The organism is Taibaiella chishuiensis (assembly GCF_003014535.1).
In the GTDB taxonomy this organism is placed as follows: domain Bacteria; phylum Bacteroidota; class Bacteroidia; order Chitinophagales; family Chitinophagaceae; genus Taibaiella; species Taibaiella chishuiensis.
In genome coordinates this window covers 442,455-465,574 of sequence record NZ_PYGD01000002.1, presented here as the reverse complement: position 1 = coordinate 465,574, position 23,120 = coordinate 442,455, and the positions used below count along the sequence as shown (strand labels likewise).

The window sequence follows — 23,120 nt, the reverse complement described above, 5'->3', positions numbered from 1 at the left end:
TCTGTTAATAGTTTAAGACGCTCTTAATAAAATTTCTTTTTCCATATAATTTCAACAACAACACACCCGGACTATAAGCCGCCAGCGACAAGCGCCAGGAGTCGCCGGCAAGGGGTACGAACGCGAGCAAACGGCCATCGGCACTGTAGAGGGCCGCTGCCCTGTAGCGCCCGTCAAGCCGGAGCGCAACCAGTTGCCGGTCTGTTACATAAACCAGGGGATCGGGCAGGACCGGGTCCTGTACAGCGGTGCCGGTACCCGCACTGATGATCCAGGTAAGGGTATCGGAGCGTCCGCTGTTTTCCTCTTCGAGGATATACCGGATCACGCCTGTTCCGGGTGTCGATCCCGGATCGAGATGCAGGCTCATCAGGCCATTATCTCCGGGTACGATAGGCGCCATCCGACCGCTGTCGCGCAGTTCGGTATAACAGTTGCCGTTATCGCAGATACTGGCCGTCCAGCCCGGCGGCATCGCAACGCTATGCCGCTGCCAGCGGAAGTGCAGGGTATCCTGGCCGGGATGCACCTGGATGATATTGAATACGCTGATATCATTGAATGCGGCCTGCCCCCGGAGCGTATCGCCCGGTTGGTGCTCATAACTTTGCGCGGCGGCATACCGTACGGTAAACAGCAGGAGGATCGCCCATAGGACGCTCCTCCTGTTGCTGCTAATGTACCACATGGAGTTTGCGGTTGAGGATCCTGCCATCGGCATTGATCCTTACGGTATAACTGCCACTGGCCAGCCTGCTGGTATTGAAGGTGTGCTTAATGATACCTGTAGCGGTTTTGTCTTCGCTGATCAGCGCCACCCTGCGGCCTGCCATATCTACCACATCGATTACCAGGCTACCCTGTGCTTTCAGGGCCACATTGATGGTAGTCGACTCCGATGCCGGGTTAGGGTACAGTTTTATACTGCTTACGTTGCCCGCTACCTCCTGCAAACCGGTGGGCGCACCGATCAGGGCCAGGATACTGTCGCGCATAATCGTGGTATCGCTGGTATTGAAACTGAGTGTGGAGAACATAACGCGGTGGTTGCTGCCACCCACCAGTACGACAGTAGGCATACCGAAGCCGCCATAATGCGCAACGGCGCTGGCGCCGCTGTCTACGGGCGCATACAACGACAGATTATTGGAGGTTACCCAGGTTTTGGTATAGGTACAACCGGTGGTATTGTTGAACGGGAAGGCATAGGCTTTTACTTTGCCGGGATAGGTGGCATTGATACGGTTGGCCATGGCCTGTATCTTCTGCGCCGGTGGCGGGCAGCTGCCGCAATTAGGCATAAAATAAAAGAGCACGACGGCTTTACCGGCATCGAGGTCGGCAAAAAGATTGGCGGCATTACCGTTACAATCGGTCGTATTGAAATTAAGGGCAGTGGTCTGCGCGGTGGCAGACAAGGTGCTTACCGCCAGCAATGCTGCAGCGGCTATCCTGATAAGAGTAGACATTTTGAATATTTTTTGGGGATGATTTTGATTAGTATAAGTCTGCAAACGATTTTGCATGCTGCTCAGCGCCGGTAACCGGATGGGTACAAGGAGCTATACCCGGAGATACGGGCATAAACAGTAAAGCCCCCAGGCTAAGGCCTGCGGGATGACAATAAAGCGCTAAATCAAATCAGGAATTGCTGGTAGAGAATGTGCAAAGGCACCGGGCTCCCCGAAGGCGGGGCATGTGCGGGAGGCACCCTGTAGCGGGGCTCCGGCAGGGGTACCTGCTGTACCACTACCTGTACCGGCGCTGTAAGCACAGCATCGGCCATAAAGGTTTTGGAGAAAGATAATTGTTTGGCCAGTGATTTGCTTTCGTCGACCGTAACCTTGCAATGTTTGGTCTTGCAACAACGTTTTTCTTTTTTCTGCTCCATTTTACTGCAGCAGCAACCCGTTTGCTGCTTCTGCAGATCCAGGGCAAAACGCTGCAGGATCTTACCGCAGAAATGGTAAGAAAGCGTGGCGCCGCTTACATTGGCAGCCAGCAAAACGATCAATATGACGGCAACGAACTTTTTCAAAACGGGACAAAAGTTATTGCAAGATATAATTTTATTTGATTCGTCGTAGCGCGCCAGCGGAGCATAACCCTATCCCCTCCAACACCATAGGCTGAAAAAACTACCGGCACCTGTCCCTCAAAAAGCGGCCCAAATCCGCAACAGGAAAAGCATACAGCCCTTAATACAAAAATTAAAGATTCAGGACATTGTCTTATATTTTCACATTAATTAACGATTTACCCAAAGCGGGGCCCTGGTATTTTTTACCGTTGCGACCCGCCTGTATACGACAAGGGGTAGCCCTGCGGACTACCCCTCATCGATAAAAGCAGTTTTACTACGGTATTAACGTACTACAATTTTGCGGGTCTCTGTTCGTCCCTGGTTTTGTGCCGTCAGGAAGTAAACCCCTTTGGCCAGGGTTGGCAGGAAGCGTACCGGCTTGCTGCTCAGCTGGAGTTCGCCATACCATACCGTTTTACCTGCTACATCAGAAAGTTGCAAGGCATAGAGGCCTTCCGTACCGTCTTTCAGGCTGATGGTCATCAGCTCGCTCGCACCGGGGTTAGGCGCCAGCCCGATATTGAACTGTTCCTGCTCCTTGCGGGATACCCGCACCACGGGCGAATACGAGAAGCGGCCGTCGATATCCGTCTGGCGGACCCGGTAATAGTAAGCGGGTACCGAAGTACGGATCGCCGCATCGACATAACTGTAAGCAAGGGGCTTGCCGCTGTTACCGGCTGCTGCCACCTGGCCTACCAGGCTGAAGTCGCGGCCGTTCTCCGCACGTTCGATCTCGAATTGTTTTACCTGTTGTTCCTGCAGGGTTTGCCATTCTACGATATTAGAAGCGGCATCGCGTACCGCGGCACGCACATAGCCCCAGGTAAGCGGCAATACAATACCGTCTTCGCTCTGCCAGCCCAGGGTATACAAACCATAACCGATATTGATGCCGGGGAAGCTTACCTTATCATTGGCTTCGGTACCTACCGCTTCGATCACCATATCATTCGTGGCATTTTTCTTTAACAGGTAGAATTCCAGTGCATCGTCCTTAACATCGGGCCAGGAGGCGCCGAATACCGAAGGACCATCGAATGTAAAGGCGCCGGCAGCCACCTTAAGCGGATCGAGCTGCCAGAGCTTACGGAGTTTAATACCGGCAGGCACGGCAAACAAAGTATCGTTACCGCTTGTACTGTCTTTACCCACAATCAGGTTGGCATCGTAATCCGGGATAGATACGGCGATGTACAGGCCGCCATTGGCCGAATCCCGCACGCTCCAGCTACCGTTTACGGCAAACTGCTGCGGCTGGTCGATACGGCCCACCGGCGATGTAGCCGGTATAATACGGGCATTCAGCATCGGGATACTGTCCTGCACCGTGGCAAAGTTGATCGCTTTACCATTATCGGCCTGGTTAAAGGTATAGTTGAATTTCAGACCGGTGTCCGGTGTTGCGGACAAGTGCATCTGGTTGCGGATTTCTGCTTCTGTTTTTTCCTTGTTCCAGATCCGCAGCTCATCGATCATGGCAATGGTCGGGTTCTGGTTGGCGATGTTCTTACCCAGGGCCAGTGCATTGGTATTGGGATAAAAAGCGGTAAACGGTTTAGACCCCACGAGGTTACCATTCAGGTATAACTTCAGCGTGCCGCCGGCATTGCCGGTAATGGCTACGTGGTTCCATTCGCCGATATTCCAGGGTTTGTCCGATGCTATGGAATTCCAGCCGCCGGTATTGTTACCGAAGGTGGCCTGTATCGCATTATTGCTAAGGAACTCGAGCTCGAAACCGCTGGAGCCGCCGGTATTGGCCGATTTGCCGATCAGTTTGGCATTATTCGGCGGATCCTGCATCAGCCTGCCCCAGAGCTCTACAGTAAAGCCTGCAGCCATAGCACTGTTCACGGCTGCCGAAGGTACATACACCTCCTGGGCGCCCTGCATCGACAATACCCCGCCGCGGTCGAACAGTACAGCGGCCGTATCGGGCTTCCAGCCTATATAGTATACACCGGTATCTACAAATACATTCATAAAGGACAGGTTATTACCGTCGAAATAACCGGTTGCGGCCACTTCCATCCCGGGACCATCTTCCTTGAGCAGGTAATACTCCGAAGCGATATGACTGATGGAATCATAAGCCGGCAGGCATTCGTTCAAAGCCAGCTTCAGGTTGACCACCGGCATATTAAGCGCATCGATCTGCCAGCCGCCTTGCAGGTAATGTACTCCCGTGCTGCCGGGTACCGTGGCGATCGTACTCGCATTTTTATGCCCGGCTACCAGGTTGCTGTTGAGGATCGTAATGGGATCGCTTACCGTTAAACCTGCGCTACCCTTCCTGCGGATACTCCAGCTACCGGCTGCGGGACTGCGGTATTCGGGGCGGATATCGACAACGGGTGCAGAGGACTCCAGGAGCTGTGCACCATTTAACTGCAATACCGTGGCAGTGCTGCCTTTGCTGATGATCGAAGTATCGGTATGCGGGCTGAAGTCGTAATAAAAGGCGAGATTATTTTCCGTACCGCTGAGTTTATAGTGCATCCGTTTATTGATGCTGTCTTTGTTTTGCGGTACATTCCAGATACGCAGTTCATCCATCTCCACCTGGGCTACACTATTGTAGTAGGAGCTCTTGCCCAGGCCGAAGTTGAAGGTATTGGCGTAATAGCTGGTATATTTCACGCTACCTACCTTATCGCCGTTTACATAAAGGTACAGCGAGTCGCCGGGTACGGCCGTCATCGCAATATGGTTCCATTCGTTCACCTGCCAGGGGAAGCCAGCTTCGTTGATCTTGAGCCAGCCCGATGTGCTGTTGTTACCAAATACCACATTGGGTTTGTTGTTGGTAAACTCGATATCCCAACCCGTGGTCTGGTTATTGATACGGCCATGAGTAGATACTACCGGGCCTGCTACGCTGCCCGTAAAGCGGGACCAGAACTCAACGGTAAAGGCGCCTGCAAAAACCGGGTTGATCGTAGCCGAAGGAATATACATGCTTTGCGAACCGGTAAGTTTGATGGCTTCGCCACGGTGCGGCACATATTCGCCCAGTTCCTGGACCAGTTTATCCTGGATCAGTTTACCATAGATCTTTACTTCGTCCAGGGCGCCCTTATAACCTTTATCCTGGATATTGTTACCCAGCAAAATAGCTCCTGTAGCTGCTTCCGGGGTAGCCACACCGGTCCAGCGCTGTACCTGCTGCCCGTTTACATACAGCGTCAGCTGCATTTTTACGTTATCATATTTCCACACCATATGGCTCCAATGCCCGGCATTTACTTTGAGAGGTGCGGCATAGGTATTGCCGTTGGCATGGTTTACAAATACAGGGTGACCCGCATCGTCGAAGCCCAGGCTGAAACCGTTGCTGCCGGTACTGTTGGAAAGTACGGCACTATAACCGGTCGCTGCAAACTGTGCCGGCCTGGCCCAGTAAGCAATACTGAAGGTACGGTCCTTCATATCGAGTTCGGCTGCATAAGGTACCGACACGGAAGCCGTACCGTTAAACGATGCAGCAGCTGCCGCCGTTTCTTTACGGTCGTTTACATAAGTGATGCCTGTAGCTACAGGTACGCGGCCATAGGCCGAAGAGTCGGTAAGAGCAGCGCTGAAAGACAAAGCCAGTTTCTTCGTACTGTCATCGATACTCTTCAGCATATCCTCGTGGATGATAGAACTGAAAAAGATAACACCCTGCGGCGATACATATTCGATCTTGTACCGCCTGTTGCCGGGTGCCCCGTAAATGTTCGTGCGCATATAGGTCTGCATGTTGGAAGAGAACATGGCGTCGTTGTTGCGGTTGATACTGGTCGAGTTACCGATATCGGAAGCCAGGTTGCCGGAGATCACATCAAAGAAAGGATAAGTATGATCGTTGTATTTGCCATAAAACTCCTGGGCGTGGATATCGGCGCTGTAACACAACACACCGTTGATATTGTTGGTCTTGATAAAGCGGAGCAGCGTATCGCATTCTGCGGTGATGCTAAAGTTCCTGCCACCCCAGGCCTTGTTAAACGAAGGCGTGCCGGATATCAATACTTTAAAAGTAGCGGTAGAGTTGAGCAGGGCTTGTTTCAGCCAGGCCAGCTGTTCGGTACCCAGGTGTTTGGTCGTGCTCTCGCGGTAACTGCGGTTATCGAGCAGGAAAAACTCCACATCCTTATAACGATAAGAGGAGTAAAGCCCCGAACCCTGTGTATTGGTCAGGTATTGCGGGTTGGGCCACCAGTTGCGGAAGTTATCTTTGGCAATGCCCAGTGTCGGCATGTTCTTATTGAACTCATTGCCGCCGAGATCGTGGTTATCCGGGATCGCCAGCTGGGGCATTGCGCGCAACAGCGAATCATGGAAGCCGCGATAGAAATAGTAACGTGCAAAAAGCGCATCCATATTATCCCAATCGTTTACTGCACCCGGGCAAACTACGCCCATCGTGTGTTCGAGCCCAAGCAGGTAAGTGGCATCGCCCAACCAGACCATCATATCGCTGTTCTCGCCGGCCATGTACTTATAGATATTCGGCGTACCATTGGTATGTGTCATCGATTCGGGCCGGTCGATACACCTGCTCGTATCATAGATACGGCCACAGCCTCCCGCCAGGAATTCGAAATCGCTCACTGTTGCTGCGCCGTTACGTACCAGGGAAGTACGCAATACGGTAGTACCATTCTTTTTAACGCGGGCATAGTAGTCCTGCCCTGGTGTAAGACCGGTATAGAGATAAGAACGGAGGTTGTACCCGATACGGGTATCCGAGTTGTAGGCTGTGCCGGTAAGCGGTATACCGCCACCGGCTGCTGTGAGCTCGAGGCTGAGCACGTCGCCCGACCCTGTTCCATTTTTGGTAAGTACCCATACCCGCACCGAGTCGTGGTATACCGCGCTGAACATGGGGCCGAAAGCGAGCGAGTCGCCCGGCAGGCTTTGCGCCCTGCTCACCGTTTGCTTTGCGAAAAGCAGGAACACCAGGAAAATCAGTGTTGTAAAGCGTTGATTCATCTGTTTTGTTTTAGGTTAAAAAAAGAGGTATTTATTTATTGATCCGAAAGGGCATGGATAAAGGCAACCAGGGCCCGCTGCTCTGTTGCATCGAGCTGCAGGGCATCGGCCGGCAGGGTTTGGTTACGCAGCGTAATACCGATACCGGCGCCGCCGCCACGGTTATAAAAATCGATCACCTCCTCAAGGCTATCATATACGCCGTTGTGCATATAAGGTGCGGTAAGGGCGGCATTCCTGACGGTCGGCGTTTTAAAAGCATATTTTTTGATCGCATTCTTAAAATGGTTGTAAGCGCCCAAATCTTTATCCACAAAGGCATTCAGGGTATCCTTAGCTCCGGGCACGCCCAGAATCTCCGAATCGATACGGTCGTAAAAGGGCGGCACCGCACCGTTGAACAAAGGCATAAAATGACAGGTGCCGCATTTGGCTTTACCCATAAACAGATTGAAACCCGCCACCTGCTGTTTGCTCATGGCCAGGCTATCGCCGGCCATATACCGGTCGAAAGGCGCACTAAACCGAGGCAGGGAACGCTGGTAAGCAGCCAGCGCCTGTATAATATGCTCTTGCCGGAACGGATCGGGATGCCGTGGAAATGCGGCTGCAAAAGCCTTACGCATGGTCTTATTTTTTTTAAACCCGGTTATGGCCTGTTCCAGGGCGGCATCCATTTCAGCCTTATTGAACAGCACATCATGCGCCTGCTGTTCGAGGAAGTCGACCCGCACATCGTAAAAGAGCGCGGGTTGCAGGGCTGCATAACTGAGCGATGGCGTATTGCGCATCAAGCCTTCGTCGCGCTGCAGGGAGCGGTTTACTTTTAAGCCATCGGTAAAAGCCTTGCCGGGTGCATGACAACTTTTGCAGGAACGGCCGCCACGCGACATCGTATTGTCGGCAAACAGGGCATTTCCCAGGGCTACCAGGGCCGGGGTAGCAGGTCTTGTACCCGGCGGGGCAAAGAAAACAGGGTCGTATGCAGCAGGGGCCAGGAAGCTCTCTGCATCGGTCTTTACAGCCCGCAATACCTGTGGGGAAGCGATATGCTGTTGTTGTTGCTGCCGGTATAAGGCGCTAAGCAGGGGCTGGTATACCCTGCGAAAAAACGAAGCCCGGTCGAAGTTGTCGAATGTTACGCCCGGCGCCAGCAACAGCGAACGGCCGTATTGCAGCTGTACGCGGAACGCAGCATCTACCGGTCCCAGGGCGTTGAGCACCGCTTCGGTAGTCTCAAGCGTAGTTACCGCTTCTTCCAGCGACTGGAACGCTACCGGGCTGTCGAAACCGGAAAGCCCCTTGGCCGCCAGGGTGTAAAGATTAAGCCGCAAAGCATCGTAGATAAGCGGAGCGGTAAAAGGGAAAGTACCCTGCTGTTGTTTAAGGATACGGGTATAAGCGATAAGATGTTTGATTTCTTTTTGTAAAGCAGGCGCCCGTCGCAGTACGCCGGGACTGAAAAGATCTTCTTCGAGCACCTGAAAACCGGTAGGCTGGCCGGTTTCATGAAAATCGGCGGCTTCTACCTCGGGTAAGGCAGGGCCATTTATCCGTTGGGCGATCAAGGGGAACTGGTACCCCACCAGGTATTCGATACGTTTGTAAGCTGTACGGCAGGCCCGGAAGTCCATAAACCAACTCAGGGTATCGGTAGTGCCGAGATCAGCCTCGAAGTGCAACAAGGCCTGTTCCAGCGCCTGCAGGTCGCGGTCGTACAACAGGAGTACCCGGTCGGCGCCTTCACGGTCATCCGGCGCCAGCGAACGGAAGGCAATCAGCACAACAGGTAACCATATCAACAGGAAAGTCCTTACAGATTTTCGGATCATCGGGGCAATAGCAGGTCCCGCCCGGGCAGATCCGGGCAACACATTTTGAATTAAACAATAAATACAACGGAAAAGGAAGACTGGAAAACTATAACCTCAGTACCCGGTTGCTATCATAACAGGCTGAACTGCGACAGGCCCCCGGAAGTTTACAGGTATATTGGTTTAACGGTTTCATTTTGAGGGGGCAAAAGTCAGGAGTTCATGTAAACAGAAGGTGAAGCGCATTTTACCAGTTCGTTATCTTTAAGTTAAGCACTACTTCCTTAACACGATAAAGCAGGCCAGGCAAGGCTTTGCGCAGGTGGCCGCGGCAACATCGGGTATCCGAAAAAAAAGGATTTATGACAACATTTTTCGCTTTTTCCGAAGAAAAAAACCGGGATTATACCTGGAACCTTACCATAATTCATGCAAAACGTAATATAAAAAACAACTGACGGTCAGTTCACATAAAATAAAACGTTAAACATTTTTCATGCAAAATTACATTTGATCAGAAAAGCAGACCAAAAGGGCGCAACAATTTAAAAGCGCCGGTTGTTTTATAACAAACCGATAAACTATGACAGATGATCAAAGAATAAATGAACTGCTCAAACGTAACGGTATACAACCTGGCTCTGAAAGAGAACTGGCTTATCTGGAAGAAGAGCTTGGCGTAAGCAGGGAAGAAGTGCAGGCGGCCACTACGGCCGTAGGACACGATCCCGAAAAAGTAGAACGTTACCTGAGAGACAGGACCGGCCAGCACGGACCGGCGTAAATGAGTAGAAACAACTAAACCGCCGTACAAGCGCTACGACGGATAATCAACAGGACAATACACTGCAGGTTACCCAAACGATATGCAATAACATCGGAACAACCATCCAACCTGCAGTATATTGCCCTTATTTTTTTATAAATACGAACGCCCTTCAGCTACATCGCGGCCCATCAATACCTTATCCGAGTAAATACCATCACGTTTGAAAAAGCCAGGGGAACGCCCCATTTCCTCGAAACCGCAACGCCGGTACAGCTGCAACCCGGCTTCATTTTCCGCATATACTTCAAGCCAGAGTTTTTCCAATACAGGATTTCCGACAGCCCAGTTGATTACCTCCCGCAACAGCAGGGTCCCCAAACCACAGCCGCGCCAGGCCCGGAGCATGCCCATGCCTACCATCGCCGTATGCCGCATCATCAAACGCGGACTACCCGTAAGTTCGATATTACCCACGATTTGTCCCTCATGCCTGGCAACCAGGGCCAGGGAATTTTCCTGGGCCGCAAAACGCCGGATCAGGGCCTGTTGCTCTTCTATGCTATGAGCAAACTCCTCGGGCAGCATCGGGATACAGGGACTGTCGGACAAATAGGTCTTTACCATAGCGATAAAGCCCGGGGCATCTTCTTCCCGGCACCTACTTACCGTTACGTCCAGCCCGTTTTTCAAAGTCGCCTGTATGGAGGGGTATTTCATGATGATAGCTTATTAAATAAAAAAGGACTGGTTACTGTAACATAGTTAAGTCGCTGCCGCGGCCGAAATTATCTTATCTTTGGCTATCCGCCAACAAACAAGATCATCTTGGACCCACTCCCCTGTATCAGGCAGTTATACCAACCCGTACAACTGGCGACAGGCCCGGGTACGCCAGGTGTGCAGTACCGGGAAACACAACCCCACCCTGCCCTTCGCGACCTGGTATATTGCTATTGGGAGCTTAAAACAACCACACCCTTATCCGCACCGTTTTCGTACCGCGTGGTGGCCGATGGTTGTACCGATATTTTTACCGACCTGTATTACCCGGAGCAGAGCAGCATTATGGGCTTCTGCGACCGGTATACGGCATTCCCGTTGGACAATACCTTTCACTACAACGGCATCCGCTTTTTGCCGGGCATGTTTACCCTCTTAACCGGCATCAGTGCCGACACATTAAGTAACCGTTCCGAAGCACTGGAAGCCGTATGGCCCGCTACCGCCGCTTTTATAAGCAACCGCCTGCATCATGACCTCGATGCCGCAAGCCGGACCGCATTACAGGATGGGCACCTGCTACAATTATTGGCAGCTATGCCACCGCGTAATTACGACCACAGGTTCTACGAAGCCATGACTCTGCTCTTACAGCATTCGGGCAATATCAGCATGGGCAGCGACCTGGCCATTGGTATCAGTCCGCGCCAGCTCCGCCGCCTGTTTCACCACTATATCGGCGATAGCGCCAAAGCATTCGGTAATGTGGTGCGCTTCCAGCGTTTACTGCAAACCTGTACACCGGCAAACATAACCAAGCAGAAGACCTATTTCGACCTGGGTTATTATGACCAGGCGCATTTCACCAGGTCGTTCCGGCAGTTTTACGGCCTTACACCCGGACAGGCCGCCGGTACCTGATTTTGTCCGATTTTTACAAGGAAACCCGCTTATCCTGCCGCATCTTTGCCTTACCAAACGGCAATCATGAAACACTTACTGATCAACAGCCTGCTCGTCCTGCTGCAGTACTGCGCATTTGCACAACCCCCTACTTCTAAAAACAAAGCCATGAAACTGAACGCAGGCATCGTAACGCCCCATCTCGCGGCGACAAAAGCATTCTACACCACCCATCTCGGTTTCGGGGTTACTTTCGAAAACGATTTCTACCTGTTATTGCATACCCCGGATCATACGGCGGAGATCAGCTTCCTGCTACCCGACCACCCATCGCAGCAACCGCTGTTCCACAAGGCCTTTCAGGGCCAAGGCATGTACCTTACGCTTGAAGTAAATGATGTAGATGAACTGTATGCAAGACTGAAAGACCATGTGCCGATCCGGATCGACATCCGCGATGAACCCTGGGGCGACCGGCATTTCGCCATTGAAGATATCAACGGGATTGCCATCGACATTGTACGTTACCAGCCACCGGAGACTGGTACACAGGATTAAAAAAGCGGCGTATACTTCCCGGTATCCGGGAAGTATACGCCGCCTGTACAAACCTTATTGCTATCAGCGCGATAAATGCAAAATAGGATAAGGTTTACCGGAAGCATCCAGCTCCGAGCGTCCTGTAATATGAAAACCCTCGTGTTCATAAAAACCAAGCGCCTGTCCATTTTGCTCGTTCACATCTACTTTTGTCATTTGCTGTTCCATAACGGCGTAGCGCAATAACGCTTTTCCTATGCCGGCGCCACGCAGGTCGGGACGTATAAAAAGCATTTCGATAGCATCGTTGCTCAAGCCCGTAAAGCCGGCCATATCCCCATTGTCTTCCCGGATACAGAACAGGCGGAGCATGCCCGAAGGCAGATAAGTGTCCCGGATAGCCGCTTTATAAAAGAGCAGGTCTTCCTCTGCCAGGAAATGATGCGTAGCCCTTACGGAAGCTTCCCATACGGTTAAAATTTCGGGATAGTCCTTTTCGGATACAAGGATAATCTTATGTGCCATATACCTTTCGTTAAGGCTGCGAATATCCGGAATTTCTTTCGAACCCGCTACAGGTACTAGCTTGCATCAAACACTATTAGCCATTAATGATCTCGCCACCGTTCGGATGTAATACCTGCCCGGTCATGTAACTGGCATCCTCCGAGGCCAGGAACACATAACAGGTTGCGATTTCGTTGGGCTGACCGGCGCGCTTCATCGGCACATCGGCGCCGAACTCCGCCACATGCTTTTCCGGGAAACTTGCGGGGATCAATGGTGTCCATACCGGGCCTGGCGCTACGGCATTAACCCGGATGCCCCGGCCGGCGAGCGCAGCCGATAAAGAGCGTGTAAAGCCGACCAGTGCGCCTTTCGTCGCCGAGTAGTCGATCAGATGATAACTGCCCCGGTAAGCGGTTACCGAAGTCGTATTGATGATACTGCTTTTTTCAGGCATAAAGGGCAATGCAGCGAGCGTGAGGTAAAAGGCGCCGAATACATTCACCCCAAAGGTTTTTAGCAGCTGTTCGCTGCTGATCTCCTCGGGGCGTTCGCGGGGATATTGTACGGCGGCATTATTAACCAGGATATCGATCTGCCCGAAGGTGGCTATAACCTGCTCTACCACTGATTTACAAAAAGACTCCGAAGCAATGTCACCCGGTAGTAACAGCGCTTGTACGCCCAGCGCCTTGATTGTTGCCGCCGTATCATGGGCATCGCGATGTTCGTTGTAGTAAACGATCACGATATCCGCACCTTCTGCGGCAAATGCCAGCGCTACCGCTTTACCGATGCCACTGTCCCCACCGGTTATAACTGCCACTTTGCCCCGAAGCTTACCAGCGGCCGGTTCCGGCCTGGGTGCGGTTTCCGGCACAGGCACCATTTCTGTTTCGAGACCGGGTTGTTGCTCCTGTTCCTGTGGCGGAAAGGTTTGGGGCTGTTTACTTTCCATAATCATCTGTGTTGTTTGTATAGAGAAAACAGCAGGCGCCTGTTAAATGTTTATCATAATCGTAGCGCAACCCAGGCCGGCGCGGCAACATTTTCCTGTTTTATCTGTATTTGTAGCATATCGGCAGCTGGGGCTTGTTTTATCCGGGGATAAAGAGGGCCCGTACAAGAGTGGCCGCTGCATTTATACCAGGATTGTAAACCATCACAACCAGCATACTATGCCTAAATACGGAAAGAAAGCAAGCGAGAAGGTAGAAAAGGTTATGCATGAACTGCATGAAGGCACGTTGAAAAGCGGGTCCGGCCAAAAAGTGACCAGCAAGAAACAGGCGATTGCTATTGGCCTGTCCGAAGCAAGGGAAGCAGGCGGCAAAGTGCCCAAGGCGCCGGTGAAGAAGAAAGCGGCGGTTAAGAAAAAGGCATCCATGAAGAAGAAAGCAGCAGCTAAGAAAAAAGCGCCCGTGAAAAAGAAAGCAGCAGCCAAAAAGAAGGCGCCCATGAAGAAGAAAGCAGCGGCGAAGAAGAAGGCGCCCATGAAGAAGAAGGCAGCCGCGAAGAAGAAGTGAGCGAAGGGCTTATTGATGGCAGGCAACCCGTATGCAAAGCCAGCTAACTGATGAGATCCTTCGCTGCGCTCAGGATGACAATCGTCCTTTGATACTTGATACTTTACTCGCTAGTAAAGCCGGCTAACTGATGAGATCCTTCGCGATGCTCAGGATGACAGGCTCCTGTTAAGTAGTTATGCTTTATACGCCAGTGAAGCCAGCTAACTGGTGAGTTCCTTCGCGATGCTCAGGATGACAGGCTCCTTTTGGTGGTTATGCTTTTACACGCCAGTGCGCTCAGGATGACAATCGTCCTTTGATACAGACACGCTATTGAAGCCGGCTAACTAATGAGATCCTTCGCTGCGCTCAGGATGACAGCGAACACTTCAATAGTTCAAAATTCAAAACTCAAAATTTAAAATTACCCTGCTGTGCTCAGGATGACAATACGCCCTCTAATATCTAACATCTCATATCTAATATCTAACATCTCATATCTAATATCTCACATCTAACTATGAAATCGAAAAAGAACAGCTGGTTTGAAAAGGCAGCCAACAAAGCGACCCAGTGGACCGGAACCTCGTTTGCCTTTGGCATCGCCTTCGGCCTGATCATTGCCTGGCTGGTATCAGGCCCCGTATTCCATTATTCGGATACCTGGCAACTGGTTATTAATACCGGCACCACGATCATCACGTTCCTTATGGTTTTCCTGATCCAGAAAACACAGAATAAGGATTCCAAGGCCATACAACTAAAGTTGAATGAACTGATCGCTGCAAGCCGTTTTGCCAGCAACCGTATGGTAGATATCGAAGACCTCGAAGAATCGGAGCTCGATGTGCTGCATAAGTTTTATCAACGCCTGTCCGACCAGGCTGAGCAGGAGGAGAATATTCACCGTTCGCATTCTATCGATGCTGCCGATGCTATCGAAGCAGAAAAGAAAAGTGCCCGCGATTCGAAAGGCACGAAGGACGCTGACGACTAACGATACTTTTCATAGGCCTTGGCCAGTTTTTCATCATACTTATTCTCTTTATATCCCGGGCCATTATAGCGAAGGGCGAAGCTGGCCCATTGCTTATTCTTGAGGAATTTCTGCAGGTTATTCACTTCGATATAACGGGCAAAGATATCCAGCTGACTGCCTTCGCTTTCTTTCATATCGCTGACAAAACTGACGATATCCTGGTAGCCCAGCGACTTAAAATGATACCCCATAATCTGGAACAAGCCCCAGGAAGCCGAAGCATAAGCAGCCTCTACACCTGCTGCCGCTACGGCCGATGGCGCATTACTAAAGATATTGATGGCCTGGTTCAACCGGTTATACTCCGCCTTGCCGCCTAGGTAGTACTTCCTGGTCCACTTCGGGTACAATACCGATTCATTTCCTTTTACATATTTATTGGGATCGATGTTGCGTTTTTTGAGCTGATCCCAGAAAACATGGCCTTCGAACAGGATCTTGACACTGCCATCTACATTGAAACCCCGGCCACGGCTTTCCACCTCGTTCACCGCTTTGACTACAGCTACTTCGATGTCGAGTCGCTTTGCGGTGGCTATGATATCCTGTTCTTTCAGGAAGCGGGCTTCCATCTGCGCCAGGTCGGCAGGCGCATTGTTGAGCAGCCGGGTCCATGTTTTGGTATAGACCACACCATCGCTTACGAGCCCATTCCTGGCCTGGAAGTCGCGCACAGCCTTATCGGTGGCCGCATTGAAAATACCATTCACGACCAGTTCGTAATTGAATTCGTTCAGCAGCTCCTGCAACATAGTTACTGCGTCGCCCTTTGCATTCAGTTTGAGTAAAATCATGGTTATGTTTTTGTTTGGGTGATGTGTATAGAAATTACCGGTTTTCATTTAAACGGGATGCCGGTCTCCGAAATTGCCCCGCAACAGTACACAGGCAGATAAAGCCCGAAAAATAATTTCCTGCAAAGATCAGAAGGGATACCGCCATGCTTCGGCGGACAGTAAACTATCCGCTTGGGTGACCTGTATACCGGGTAGGGAATCCTTGCCATCGCCGGTAGTCCCGGTCTTGATACGGATACCATTTTCAGCGCCCAACAGCAGCCAATACTGCTGAGTTGCCGGGTCGAATACCGTATGCGGCTCGCCTTCTCCGAAATCAGGTCCGCCGTTTACCATACGGCATGCCAGTAACGGTTCTTCCATACCGGGCATGCCTTTAAGCAGGAAGGGAAAACAACGCAACTGCCATTTGGCTGCATGCCGCGGTACCAGGTTGCTGTATTCCCCGATGCTGTCGCAGACCCGGTCGTCCAGGCTCAGATCGATATCCACCCAGCCATCGTCGGGATTACGGTGCCAGAATCCCCGGTAGCCGAGTTGTTCGCGGATCCGTTCGGACTGATTGACTTCCGGGCCACTGTTAAAGCCCAGGTATTGCCAACCCCGGCATACGGTCGCGGTACCGTCGGCATTCAGCGCCAGGACAAAAGATGAAGTCGTTGTTTCCTGTATTACCTGCAGGGCATGTTTACTTTTATCCTCCCTTTGCAAAGCATTGGCAAAGCGGCCGGCATTGAATGCCCTGTCTTCGAAGGCAGCGGCGATCTCCTGTTTTACGGCGGCTGTAAGCCCCTGTGCAGGCCCTTTATAACCCGGCCCACCTAGTGTAGCCATCAGGAAAGAAAACAGCTGCAGCACTTTTTCATCGATACTAAACATAGTTTTTCAAATTATCCGGTTATGGTTATGATATTTAAGGGAAGGCGCTGACCGGGCGAACCGCCAGGATATCCGACCATAGATTGGCCGTGGAGCCCATTCGCGCCACCAACTGTTCATCCCGGTGTTCATTGCCGGCGATACCACCGCCCAGGCGGGCACGGATCACCAGCCTGATCAGCAGATCGCGTTCGGCAGCCACACTTGCAGTCGCCGCAGCCTGCTCCGCTACTGTACCGTAGGTGGTTTCCAGCAATACAGCGTCTATCTCGGAGGTAGGAACGGCATCCATACCCTGCGCCAGTTTGCGGATCATGCCTTCGGACAAGGCGATATCGATCAGGGAAACCGGCCGCGTGGCGGCATTGACACCGGAAGGATTAATTTCCGCTAAACGCTGATGCAGGGTCAATCCCTGTACATTGGACCAGAAAGGCAGCGTATCGGAAAAATGCGAGCCGGCAGCAGCGCCACCGAATTGGGTAGACAAATCCAGCGTATTCCATTCTGCCGGTGTACGGAAGAGCCGTACATACAGGTTATGCAGGTTGAGGCCGATGGTCCATGCCTGGCGGAAGTGCTCCGAGGCATCGCGGATGGCCTGCTGGCGATTGGTGAGTGGCGGCGCGGTAGTACCGCCTACCGTAGTGCCTGCAGGGATAAAGGTCTGGCCGGTGAAGGCGAACGACGCGCCCAGCATCCGCCGGGGCACGACCTCGAAATGGGCTGCATTCGTGAGTTTTACGGCCGCGGACAATTCCCGGAAAGAAGCCTGGTGGATATACCCGAAATCGCGGACATCGGCATTACCGGCATGCATACACTCATGCACAAAGGTAATTACAGACTCATTATCTCCCGGGTTATCGATCACATCGGGAGATACGGAGATCTGGCTTGAATTGGTAAGTCCGCCGAGACTTACTTCCGCATTATAGCCTGAGCGGTCGGTTACGATCTGGTTGGCCGCATGCAGCACATTCATCTGCAGGCGGGCATTGTTGTATTTTGTTTTTGCTGCCGCTACATTTGCCGCGCCGAATACCTGCCTCAGGTCTGCGTTCCTGCTGTTACCGGCCAGCGTGGTAAAGATAGCCGTGGCATTGGCAACCAGGGTAGCAATATTGGCGGCATCGGCCGTAGCCGGCCTGGGGCCGGTATTAATCAGCAAAGGATCGCCCAGCGTAGCAGAGGGCGCCGCTGTCCTTATCGCCTGTGCAAAACTGATCAGTACGGCCCGGTTTACCGGTATCAGCGCCATACGCAGGCTTTCTTCATCCGACCATGTCAATCCCAATCCTGCCGTAGCGGTCTGCACGGCAGACTGCTGTGCAGGGGTTAGCCCTGCCCAGGCGCGGCTCAATACGCGCGCCATACCGATTTCGGCCTGGACGCTACTTACAGAACTGGTGGTAGGCAAGCCCGAATTCAGGCTTGCCGCATCCGGCACCCGGCGGCGTTGTACCAGGGCCGGCGTAGCGCCCTGTTGCAGGGTATGCGTGAGCTCATGTGCCAGCAGATGCCGTCCATCGGCGGCAGCCGGGTTATATTTGCCTTCATTAAAATAAATGTCGTTGCCTACGGTAAAGGCCTGTGCACCCAGGGCGCCCGACAACTGAACCGCATCGCTGCCGGTATGGATCTTTACGCCCGAAAAATCGCTGCCAAAGCGATCTTCCATAAAACTGCGGGTACCGCTATCGATAGCGGCGCCATTGCCCCGCGTAGCGGCAATACCGGCATCGACCGATGCACCGGCCACAGCGTCGCTCCCGGTTGCGGAACGCTGGATAAAAGGCGTAACCGTTTTTCGCTGCACCGTCTCCTCTTCTTCGCAATGTGCACATTTACGTTGTACGAAGGAGGCCAGCGGCTTCCGTTGCACCGTTTCTTCTTCACAGTCGCTGCATTTGCGTTGTACAGCCGTTTCGGGCATACGCATGACCCGGTCGGCCATATCGTCGGCTTCGCGTTCCATCGGATCGTCGGGAGCGCCTACCGTAAGCCTGCACTGGATCGTATAGGCAAGCCCGGGGGCCTCCTGTTGTGCCTGTTCCTGGGCAGCAGGCTGCGCCTGATCGGCGGCCGCAGCCACCGCTGTTGGGTTAGGGGTTAAGGACAAGGACATGAGCTTATAGTTTTTTGCATGATTGTCATTATTATTTTTCTACATATTCAAGAGCAGCCGTAAACGGGTGCGCTGGCTGACACTGGTAAGCGAAGTGGGGTTTACGCTGGCCCTGATGGCTTCTACCTGTGCCGTACCTGCATTTTGCACGATGGCCTGTACCGCATCGAGGTCGGCATCCGTTACCCAGTAGCTCAACAGGATGCCTACCAGCCGTACCTTTTCGGCCGTATCGATCGACTGTATAATCTCCGGTCTTTGCATACGGACAAAGTCGCGTATATCATCATCATTATCCAACCCTGTAGTACCGTGCGTATATGCTTCACCGGTAATCGTTCTTTGCTCATCGGGATCGACCGTGAAAGGGAAGGAGCGATGCCTGCCGTTACAAGCCGAGATACTCAGCACCGCGGGCGTGGCCACTTCACTCTGGTTGGCCGGCACACCGGCGCCGTCGCGTTGCGCATAAAAATTAACGATATTGTTTTGCTCCGGAGCCGGCAGGGCACTGAAATCGACCGGCGAACAGCGCGACAGGAAGGTATTTAACCGTTGCATCAATGTATCCGTAGAAGTATAGAATAGGTCGAAACTATTGGCGCCGAAAAATGCGCCCAGGGCATTGGAAGTCGTGTCTTCCGCTGCAAAACGCGAGGTAGCCTCGGCTTCCAGCTCATGATCACGCCCCATAGCCGTGGCCCTGCGGTTCGTAAATTTGGATGCGATATACATCAGCTGGTAAAAATGCCGCATATCGATCATACCGCAGCGGCAGGTAACCAGGTAACGGTTATGCATGCCACTTTCCATAACACTATCGGCAGTACCCAGCACCGTAACCATTGACGAGCCGCCCGCCTGTTCCACAAAACCCTCCACAGACAATGCGTTATCGGCAAAACTCCTGGCCTCGGCCATAATACCGGCCAGGTTCGAAATATTAGGCCGTTCGCTGGCCTCGAACCGTTGGATCATTTTACGATTGATGCCGCTGCCGCCCTGTTGTATCGTATGGGTAAGCTCGTGCGCCAGGAGGTGACGGCCCGCGGCAGAACCGGGATTGTATTTTCCTTCATTAAAGTAAATATCATTGCCTACGGTAAAAGCCTGCGCATTCAATTCGCCCGAGAGTTGCACCGCATCTGCACCCGTATGAACCCGGATACCCGAAAAATCGGCGCCAAAGCGGCTTTCCATAAAACTCATCGTCGGCATATCCATACTGTTGCCCGATCCGCGCGTGGCATCGATGCGGCCGCTGACGGTATCGCCGGTAACACCGGCTGTACCCTTTTCCATACGTTGAATAAAAGCAGCCAGGGGTTTCCGTTGCACCTGCTCTTCTTCTTCGCAATGCGCGCATTTGCGTTGTACCGCCACGGGGCCGGGCATACGCATCACCCGATCGGCCATGGTTTCGGCTTCGTGCTCCATCGGATCGTCGGCCGCACCGATAGCCAGTTTACACTGGATCCTGCTTACACCGGCAGGAGCCGGTGCAGCAGGCATAACCGCTTCCGGAACAGGAACGGTACTTTCAACGACGGGAGACTGCAGGGTAGCATTCATAAAAATCAGTGTTTAGCGCCAGGGCATTAAGGAACGCCGTACAGGCGGCGGATGTTGCGTTCGAGATAGCCGCCAAGGTCCATAAGCGGGCTTAAGATCGGGTACTTGATACTTTCCAGCAGTGCGGGGCCGCCGGCCTGTACCACGCCGCCCGGGTCGTTGGCAAAATGGTTATAACTATCGGTCTGGGAATCGTAATAATCCGGTGTACCCCTGCAACCGGCAAAAGGATGGCTCTCGGTAACGAGGGTACCCGAATGATCGTAGAAACATTCGTTCATCGGGTCGCCGGGTGTAGGCCGCCGGTCTTCGAGTATGCCGCGGAAGCCGCAATGAAACACATGCGCGTTACCGAAATAAGGCTTAAAGCCCGCCGGTACGGGATCGGAGTCGTTCAGGCGCAGCGGGCAGACCAGCATCCGTTGTACCATAGTACCCGAGGTTCCGGATTGCTGCAGCGTATGGGTGAGCTCATGGGCCAGCAGGTGTTTGCCTTCAGCAGAAGCAGGATTGTATTTACCGCTGTTAAAGTAAATATCATTGCCTACCGTAAAGGCCTGCGCATTTAACTGCCGGGAGAACCCTTCCGCTTCCCCGCCGGTATGTATCTTAACCGAAGAAAAATCAGTAGCAAAACGACTTTCCATAAAACCCAGCGTAGTGGTATCCATGGTAAAGCCATTGCCCTGTGCGGCATGGATCGAGGCGCTTAATGCACCACCGGCATGGGCATTGCCTTGGGCCTGCCGTTGTACGAAAGGGGTAAGCGGTTGGCGTTGTACCTTTTCTTCTTCACATTGTGCACATTTCCGCTGCACAAAGGCCGCCTGCGGGGCGGTGTTCTTCCCTGCGCTATCTGCCCGGCTATGTACCGGGGTATCGGGCATACGCATCACGCGATCCGCCATAGCTTCCGCTTCCAGCTCCATAGGATCGTTTACTGCGCCGATGGCCAGTTTGCACTGTACCGGCAAAGCTCCGCCGGCACTGTAATCCGGGCGACCTGCCGATGCTGCGGGCATCATGCCCTCAGGGGCGGCCGTGGCTATTTTTCTTCCTGTAGTCGTTTCAAACATGTTTATCGTTTGACCTGATTAGTAATTTGATGCCTGCAATCGTATCTTCTTTAAAAAGTAATACCTGCTCCCAGTAAATGCGATACCTGTCCGGGTGTCAATACACTGAATACCGGGGTATACCCAACGCCCAGTTCGAAGGACGAGGTACGGATGCCCGCGGTTATACTTAAAGGAATACCCAGGGACGCACCGGGATTGGCGGGGTTAAACACGATACCCGTTCTCAGGTTAAATACGAGGGGATGTGCGATCTGTCCCAGCCGCAGACCTGCGGTAGCCCCGATCTGTGTCTGGCTTGTGGCGGGGTTGGCAAAGCGGATCATACCGGCTTGCGGATACAGGATACCCATTACCCGTTCGTTGGAAGTACGGAAGTCGAAATTGGCGCCCGGATCCAACGCTGAAGTTACGGAGGGATAGGTCAATCCGTCCTGCGAGGCTGTAAGCCCCGACAGGGTTGATGTCCGGAATACCGGGTTTTCCCATTCGGGCATCCTTATCCCGTTGGGATTATAACGGCAGCCCAGTATGTCGCGGGAGATGAGGTCGGCAAAGTACTGGTAATGCCGCGGCCGTACATCGTTCCCGGAGTTCATCATCGAAGGCGTATCGGCCTGGGTAGAAGGCGAAAAGAAACCGGTCCACCCCGCATACTCGTCGGTGATATCGATCGTATGCCCAAACTCGTGTGCCACCGTGTATTGCAGCCCTGTCGGATATTGCGTGCCCCTGATATCGCTGGTGCTGCTATTATGTTCCAGCTCCATATTACCGTTAACGGGGTTTACATTTGCCCGTAAAGAAGGGCGCACCGTTACGCGGATACCCCGGCCCTGCTTCTCCCCTTCTCTGGGGATGACATTCACCGAAAGGGCTACCCCGTCTACGCTACAGGGACAAGTAGTACGGGCTCCGAAGGGTGTAGGCTTCAAAGGGTACTTATTGGACCATAACTGGTGTACCTGGCTTGCCGCCTGGTTCATAAGGTTTGTCTTTTCGGCCGTACTGAGCGGTACCTGGAAATCGAAATACCAATGCTGGTTATAGGAGAGTTCACAGCTTGCATCATCAAAGGCATAACCGGCATAGTTATCGTGCCCGTTGTGCACCTGCCGTTGTATTTTACGGCTTACCGTGCCAGCCGATTGCTGCAGCGTGTGCGTCAGTTCATGAGCCAGCAGGTGCTTGCCTTCAGCAGAAGCAGGATTGTATTTACCACTGTTAAAGTAAATATCATTGCCTACCGTAAAGGCCTGCGCATTTAACTGCCGGGAGAACCCTTCCGCTTCCCTGCCGGTATGTATCTTAACCGAAGAGAAATCAGTAGCAAAACGGCTTTCCATAAAACCCAGCGTAGTGGTATCCATGGTAAAGCCATTGCCCTGTGCGGCCTGGATCGAGGCGCTTAATGCACCACCGGCATGGGCATTGCCTTCAGCCTGCCGTTGTACAAAAGGGGTAAGCGGTTGGCGTTGTACCTTTTCTTCCTCACATTGTGCGCATTTCCGCTGCACAAAGGTGGTCTGCGGCGCAGTGCTGTTCCCGTCGCTATCTGCCTGGCTATGTACCGGAGTATCAGGCATACGCATCACGCGATCTGCCATAGCTTCCGCTTCCAGCTCCATAGGATCGTCAACGGCGCCGATGGCCAGTTTGCACTGTACCGGCAAAGCCTCACCGGTACTGTATTCCAGGCTGCCTGCCGATGCTGCGGGCATCATACCATCAGGGGCGGCCATGGCTATTTTTGTTCCTGTTGTCGTTTCAAACATGTTTATCGTTTGATAGGGTTTAGGAATTGT

19 protein-coding genes are annotated in these 23,120 nt (G+C 52.7%); 5 read left to right on the top strand and 14 right to left on the bottom strand.

The window, feature by feature from the left end; all coding sequences use genetic code 11:
• Positions 1–4: 4 nt before the first annotated feature.
• The 5 genes from B0I18_RS09475 to B0I18_RS09455 form a co-directional block, all read right to left on the bottom strand.
• Entirely contained in the window at positions 5–688 is a 684-nt protein-coding gene (locus B0I18_RS09475) for a hypothetical protein (protein ID WP_106522441.1), read from the bottom strand.
• Positions 675–1,469, bottom strand: a complete 795-nt coding sequence (locus B0I18_RS09470) for a T9SS type A sorting domain-containing protein (RefSeq protein WP_181358404.1) — start codon at positions 1,467–1,469, stop codon at positions 675–677. Before B0I18_RS09470 ends, B0I18_RS09475 begins: the two co-directional genes overlap by 14 nt.
• Positions 1,470–1,636: 167 nt before the next feature.
• Positions 1,637–2,038 (bottom strand): HYC_CC_PP family protein, encoded by a 402-nt coding sequence (locus B0I18_RS09465; RefSeq protein WP_106522439.1) that lies wholly within the window; start codon positions 2,036–2,038, stop codon positions 1,637–1,639.
• Positions 2,039–2,365: 327 nt separating this feature from the next.
• Positions 2,366–7,063: a LamG-like jellyroll fold domain-containing protein gene (locus B0I18_RS09460; RefSeq protein ID WP_106522438.1), complete on the bottom strand. Its 4,698-nt coding sequence runs from the start codon at positions 7,061–7,063 to the stop codon at positions 2,366–2,368.
• Between the two features lie 35 nt (positions 7,064–7,098).
• The gene (locus tag B0I18_RS09455; protein ID WP_146146707.1) at positions 7,099–8,895 is read right to left on the bottom strand and encodes a cytochrome c peroxidase; all 1,797 of its coding nucleotides are present in this window, start codon (positions 8,893–8,895) and stop codon (positions 7,099–7,101) included.
• Positions 8,896–9,460: 565 nt separating this feature from the next.
• Here B0I18_RS09455 and B0I18_RS09450 point away from each other — a divergent pair.
• On the top strand, positions 9,461–9,661 hold the full coding sequence (locus tag B0I18_RS09450; RefSeq protein WP_106522436.1) for a DUF3606 domain-containing protein: 201 nt from the start codon (positions 9,461–9,463) through the stop codon (positions 9,659–9,661).
• A gap of 135 nt (positions 9,662–9,796) precedes the next feature.
• On the opposite strand, the gene B0I18_RS09445 is transcribed toward B0I18_RS09450, so the two are convergent.
• A complete protein-coding gene (locus tag B0I18_RS09445) occupies positions 9,797–10,363 on the bottom strand; it encodes a GNAT family N-acetyltransferase (protein WP_106522435.1) in 567 nt (188 codons plus the stop codon).
• A gap of 108 nt (positions 10,364–10,471) precedes the next feature.
• Between B0I18_RS09445 and B0I18_RS09440 the strand changes: the two genes are divergently transcribed.
• Positions 10,472–11,287: an AraC family transcriptional regulator gene (locus B0I18_RS09440; RefSeq protein WP_106522434.1), complete on the top strand. Its 816-nt coding sequence runs from the start codon at positions 10,472–10,474 to the stop codon at positions 11,285–11,287.
• Between the two features lie 66 nt (positions 11,288–11,353).
• Entirely contained in the window at positions 11,354–11,827 is a 474-nt protein-coding gene (locus B0I18_RS09435; RefSeq protein ID WP_219905952.1) for a VOC family protein, read from the top strand.
• Positions 11,828–11,890: 63 nt separating this feature from the next.
• Here B0I18_RS09435 and B0I18_RS09430 read toward each other — a convergent pair whose 3' ends face one another.
• Both B0I18_RS09430 and B0I18_RS09425 read right to left on the bottom strand, forming a co-directional pair.
• Positions 11,891–12,334, bottom strand: coding sequence for a GNAT family N-acetyltransferase (locus tag B0I18_RS09430; protein WP_106522433.1), 444 nt, complete (start codon positions 12,332–12,334; stop codon positions 11,891–11,893).
• Positions 12,335–12,410: 76 nt separating this feature from the next.
• The gene (locus B0I18_RS09425; RefSeq protein ID WP_106522606.1) at positions 12,411–13,274 is read right to left on the bottom strand and encodes an SDR family oxidoreductase; all 864 of its coding nucleotides are present in this window, start codon (positions 13,272–13,274) and stop codon (positions 12,411–12,413) included.
• A 46-nt stretch (positions 13,275–13,320) separates the two neighbouring features.
• Here B0I18_RS09425 and B0I18_RS25065 point away from each other — a divergent pair, with 46 nt between their 5' ends.
• Together B0I18_RS25065 and B0I18_RS09415 are read left to right on the top strand one after the other, a co-directional pair.
• Positions 13,321–13,842: a DUF6496 domain-containing protein gene (locus B0I18_RS25065; RefSeq protein WP_342749499.1), complete on the top strand. Its 522-nt coding sequence runs from the start codon at positions 13,321–13,323 to the stop codon at positions 13,840–13,842.
• Between the two features lie 502 nt (positions 13,843–14,344).
• Positions 14,345–14,821, top strand: coding sequence for a low affinity iron permease family protein (locus B0I18_RS09415; RefSeq protein WP_106522432.1), 477 nt, complete (start codon positions 14,345–14,347; stop codon positions 14,819–14,821).
• Here the strand turns inward: B0I18_RS09415 and B0I18_RS09410 are convergent.
• The 6 genes from B0I18_RS09410 to B0I18_RS09385 form a co-directional block, all read right to left on the bottom strand.
• Positions 14,818–15,657 carry an N-acetylmuramidase domain-containing protein gene (locus B0I18_RS09410; RefSeq protein ID WP_106522431.1) on the bottom strand — a complete coding sequence of 280 codons (840 nt, stop codon included), beginning with the start codon at positions 15,655–15,657 and terminating at the stop codon, positions 14,818–14,820. The two genes, B0I18_RS09415 and B0I18_RS09410, sit on opposite strands and share 4 nt — an antisense overlap.
• 129 nt (positions 15,658–15,786) lie before the next feature.
• On the bottom strand, positions 15,787–16,539 hold the full coding sequence (locus tag B0I18_RS09405) for a hypothetical protein (RefSeq protein ID WP_106522430.1): 753 nt from the start codon (positions 16,537–16,539) through the stop codon (positions 15,787–15,789).
• A 34-nt stretch (positions 16,540–16,573) separates the two neighbouring features.
• Positions 16,574–18,667, bottom strand: coding sequence for an eCIS core domain-containing protein (locus B0I18_RS09400; protein ID WP_106522429.1), 2,094 nt, complete (start codon positions 18,665–18,667; stop codon positions 16,574–16,576).
• 39 nt (positions 18,668–18,706) lie between these two features.
• Complete coding sequence (locus B0I18_RS09395) at positions 18,707–20,239, bottom strand: eCIS core domain-containing protein (protein ID WP_106522428.1); 1,533 nt, start codon at positions 20,237–20,239, stop codon at positions 18,707–18,709.
• 26 nt (positions 20,240–20,265) lie between these two features.
• Positions 20,266–21,315: an eCIS core domain-containing protein gene (locus tag B0I18_RS09390; RefSeq protein WP_106522427.1), complete on the bottom strand. Its 1,050-nt coding sequence runs from the start codon at positions 21,313–21,315 to the stop codon at positions 20,266–20,268.
• A gap of 50 nt (positions 21,316–21,365) precedes the next feature.
• Positions 21,366–23,090 (bottom strand): eCIS core domain-containing protein, encoded by a 1,725-nt coding sequence (locus tag B0I18_RS09385; protein WP_219905951.1) that lies wholly within the window; start codon positions 23,088–23,090, stop codon positions 21,366–21,368.
• Between the last annotated feature and the right edge of the window lie 30 nt (positions 23,091–23,120).

What these genes read in the sequence shown, in the direction of transcription:
- B0I18_RS09475 (WP_106522441.1), bottom strand. Translation starts at nt 688, where the DNA reads ATGTGGTACATTAGCAGCAACAGGAGGAGCGTCCTATGGGCGATCCTC.
- B0I18_RS09470 (WP_181358404.1), bottom strand. Translation starts at nt 1,469, where the DNA reads ATGTCTACTCTTATCAGGATAGCCGCTGCAGCATTGCTGGCGGTAAGC.
- B0I18_RS09460 (WP_106522438.1), bottom strand. Translation starts at nt 7,063, where the DNA reads ATGAATCAACGCTTTACAACACTGATTTTCCTGGTGTTCCTGCTTTTC.
- B0I18_RS09455 (WP_146146707.1), bottom strand. Translation starts at nt 8,895, where the DNA reads ATGATCCGAAAATCTGTAAGGACTTTCCTGTTGATATGGTTACCTGTT.
- B0I18_RS09450 (WP_106522436.1), top strand. Translation starts at nt 9,461, where the DNA reads ATGACAGATGATCAAAGAATAAATGAACTGCTCAAACGTAACGGTATA.
- B0I18_RS09445 (WP_106522435.1), bottom strand. Translation starts at nt 10,363, where the DNA reads ATGAAATACCCCTCCATACAGGCGACTTTGAAAAACGGGCTGGACGTA.
- B0I18_RS09435 (WP_219905952.1), top strand. Translation starts at nt 11,354, where the DNA reads ATGAAACACTTACTGATCAACAGCCTGCTCGTCCTGCTGCAGTACTGC.
- B0I18_RS09430 (WP_106522433.1), bottom strand. Translation starts at nt 12,334, where the DNA reads ATGGCACATAAGATTATCCTTGTATCCGAAAAGGACTATCCCGAAATT.
- B0I18_RS09425 (WP_106522606.1), bottom strand. Translation starts at nt 13,274, where the DNA reads ATGGAAAGTAAACAGCCCCAAACCTTTCCGCCACAGGAACAGGAGCAA.
- B0I18_RS25065 (WP_342749499.1), top strand. Translation starts at nt 13,321, where the DNA reads ATGTTTATCATAATCGTAGCGCAACCCAGGCCGGCGCGGCAACATTTT.
- B0I18_RS09415 (WP_106522432.1), top strand. Translation starts at nt 14,345, where the DNA reads ATGAAATCGAAAAAGAACAGCTGGTTTGAAAAGGCAGCCAACAAAGCG.
- B0I18_RS09410 (WP_106522431.1), bottom strand. Translation starts at nt 15,657, where the DNA reads ATGATTTTACTCAAACTGAATGCAAAGGGCGACGCAGTAACTATGTTG.
- B0I18_RS09405 (WP_106522430.1), bottom strand. Translation starts at nt 16,539, where the DNA reads ATGTTTAGTATCGATGAAAAAGTGCTGCAGCTGTTTTCTTTCCTGATG.
- B0I18_RS09400 (WP_106522429.1), bottom strand. Translation starts at nt 18,667, where the DNA reads ATGTCCTTGTCCTTAACCCCTAACCCAACAGCGGTGGCTGCGGCCGCC.
- B0I18_RS09395 (WP_106522428.1), bottom strand. Translation starts at nt 20,239, where the DNA reads ATGAATGCTACCCTGCAGTCTCCCGTCGTTGAAAGTACCGTTCCTGTT.
- B0I18_RS09390 (WP_106522427.1), bottom strand. Translation starts at nt 21,315, where the DNA reads ATGTTTGAAACGACTACAGGAAGAAAAATAGCCACGGCCGCCCCTGAG.
- B0I18_RS09385 (WP_219905951.1), bottom strand. Translation starts at nt 23,090, where the DNA reads ATGTTTGAAACGACAACAGGAACAAAAATAGCCATGGCCGCCCCTGAT.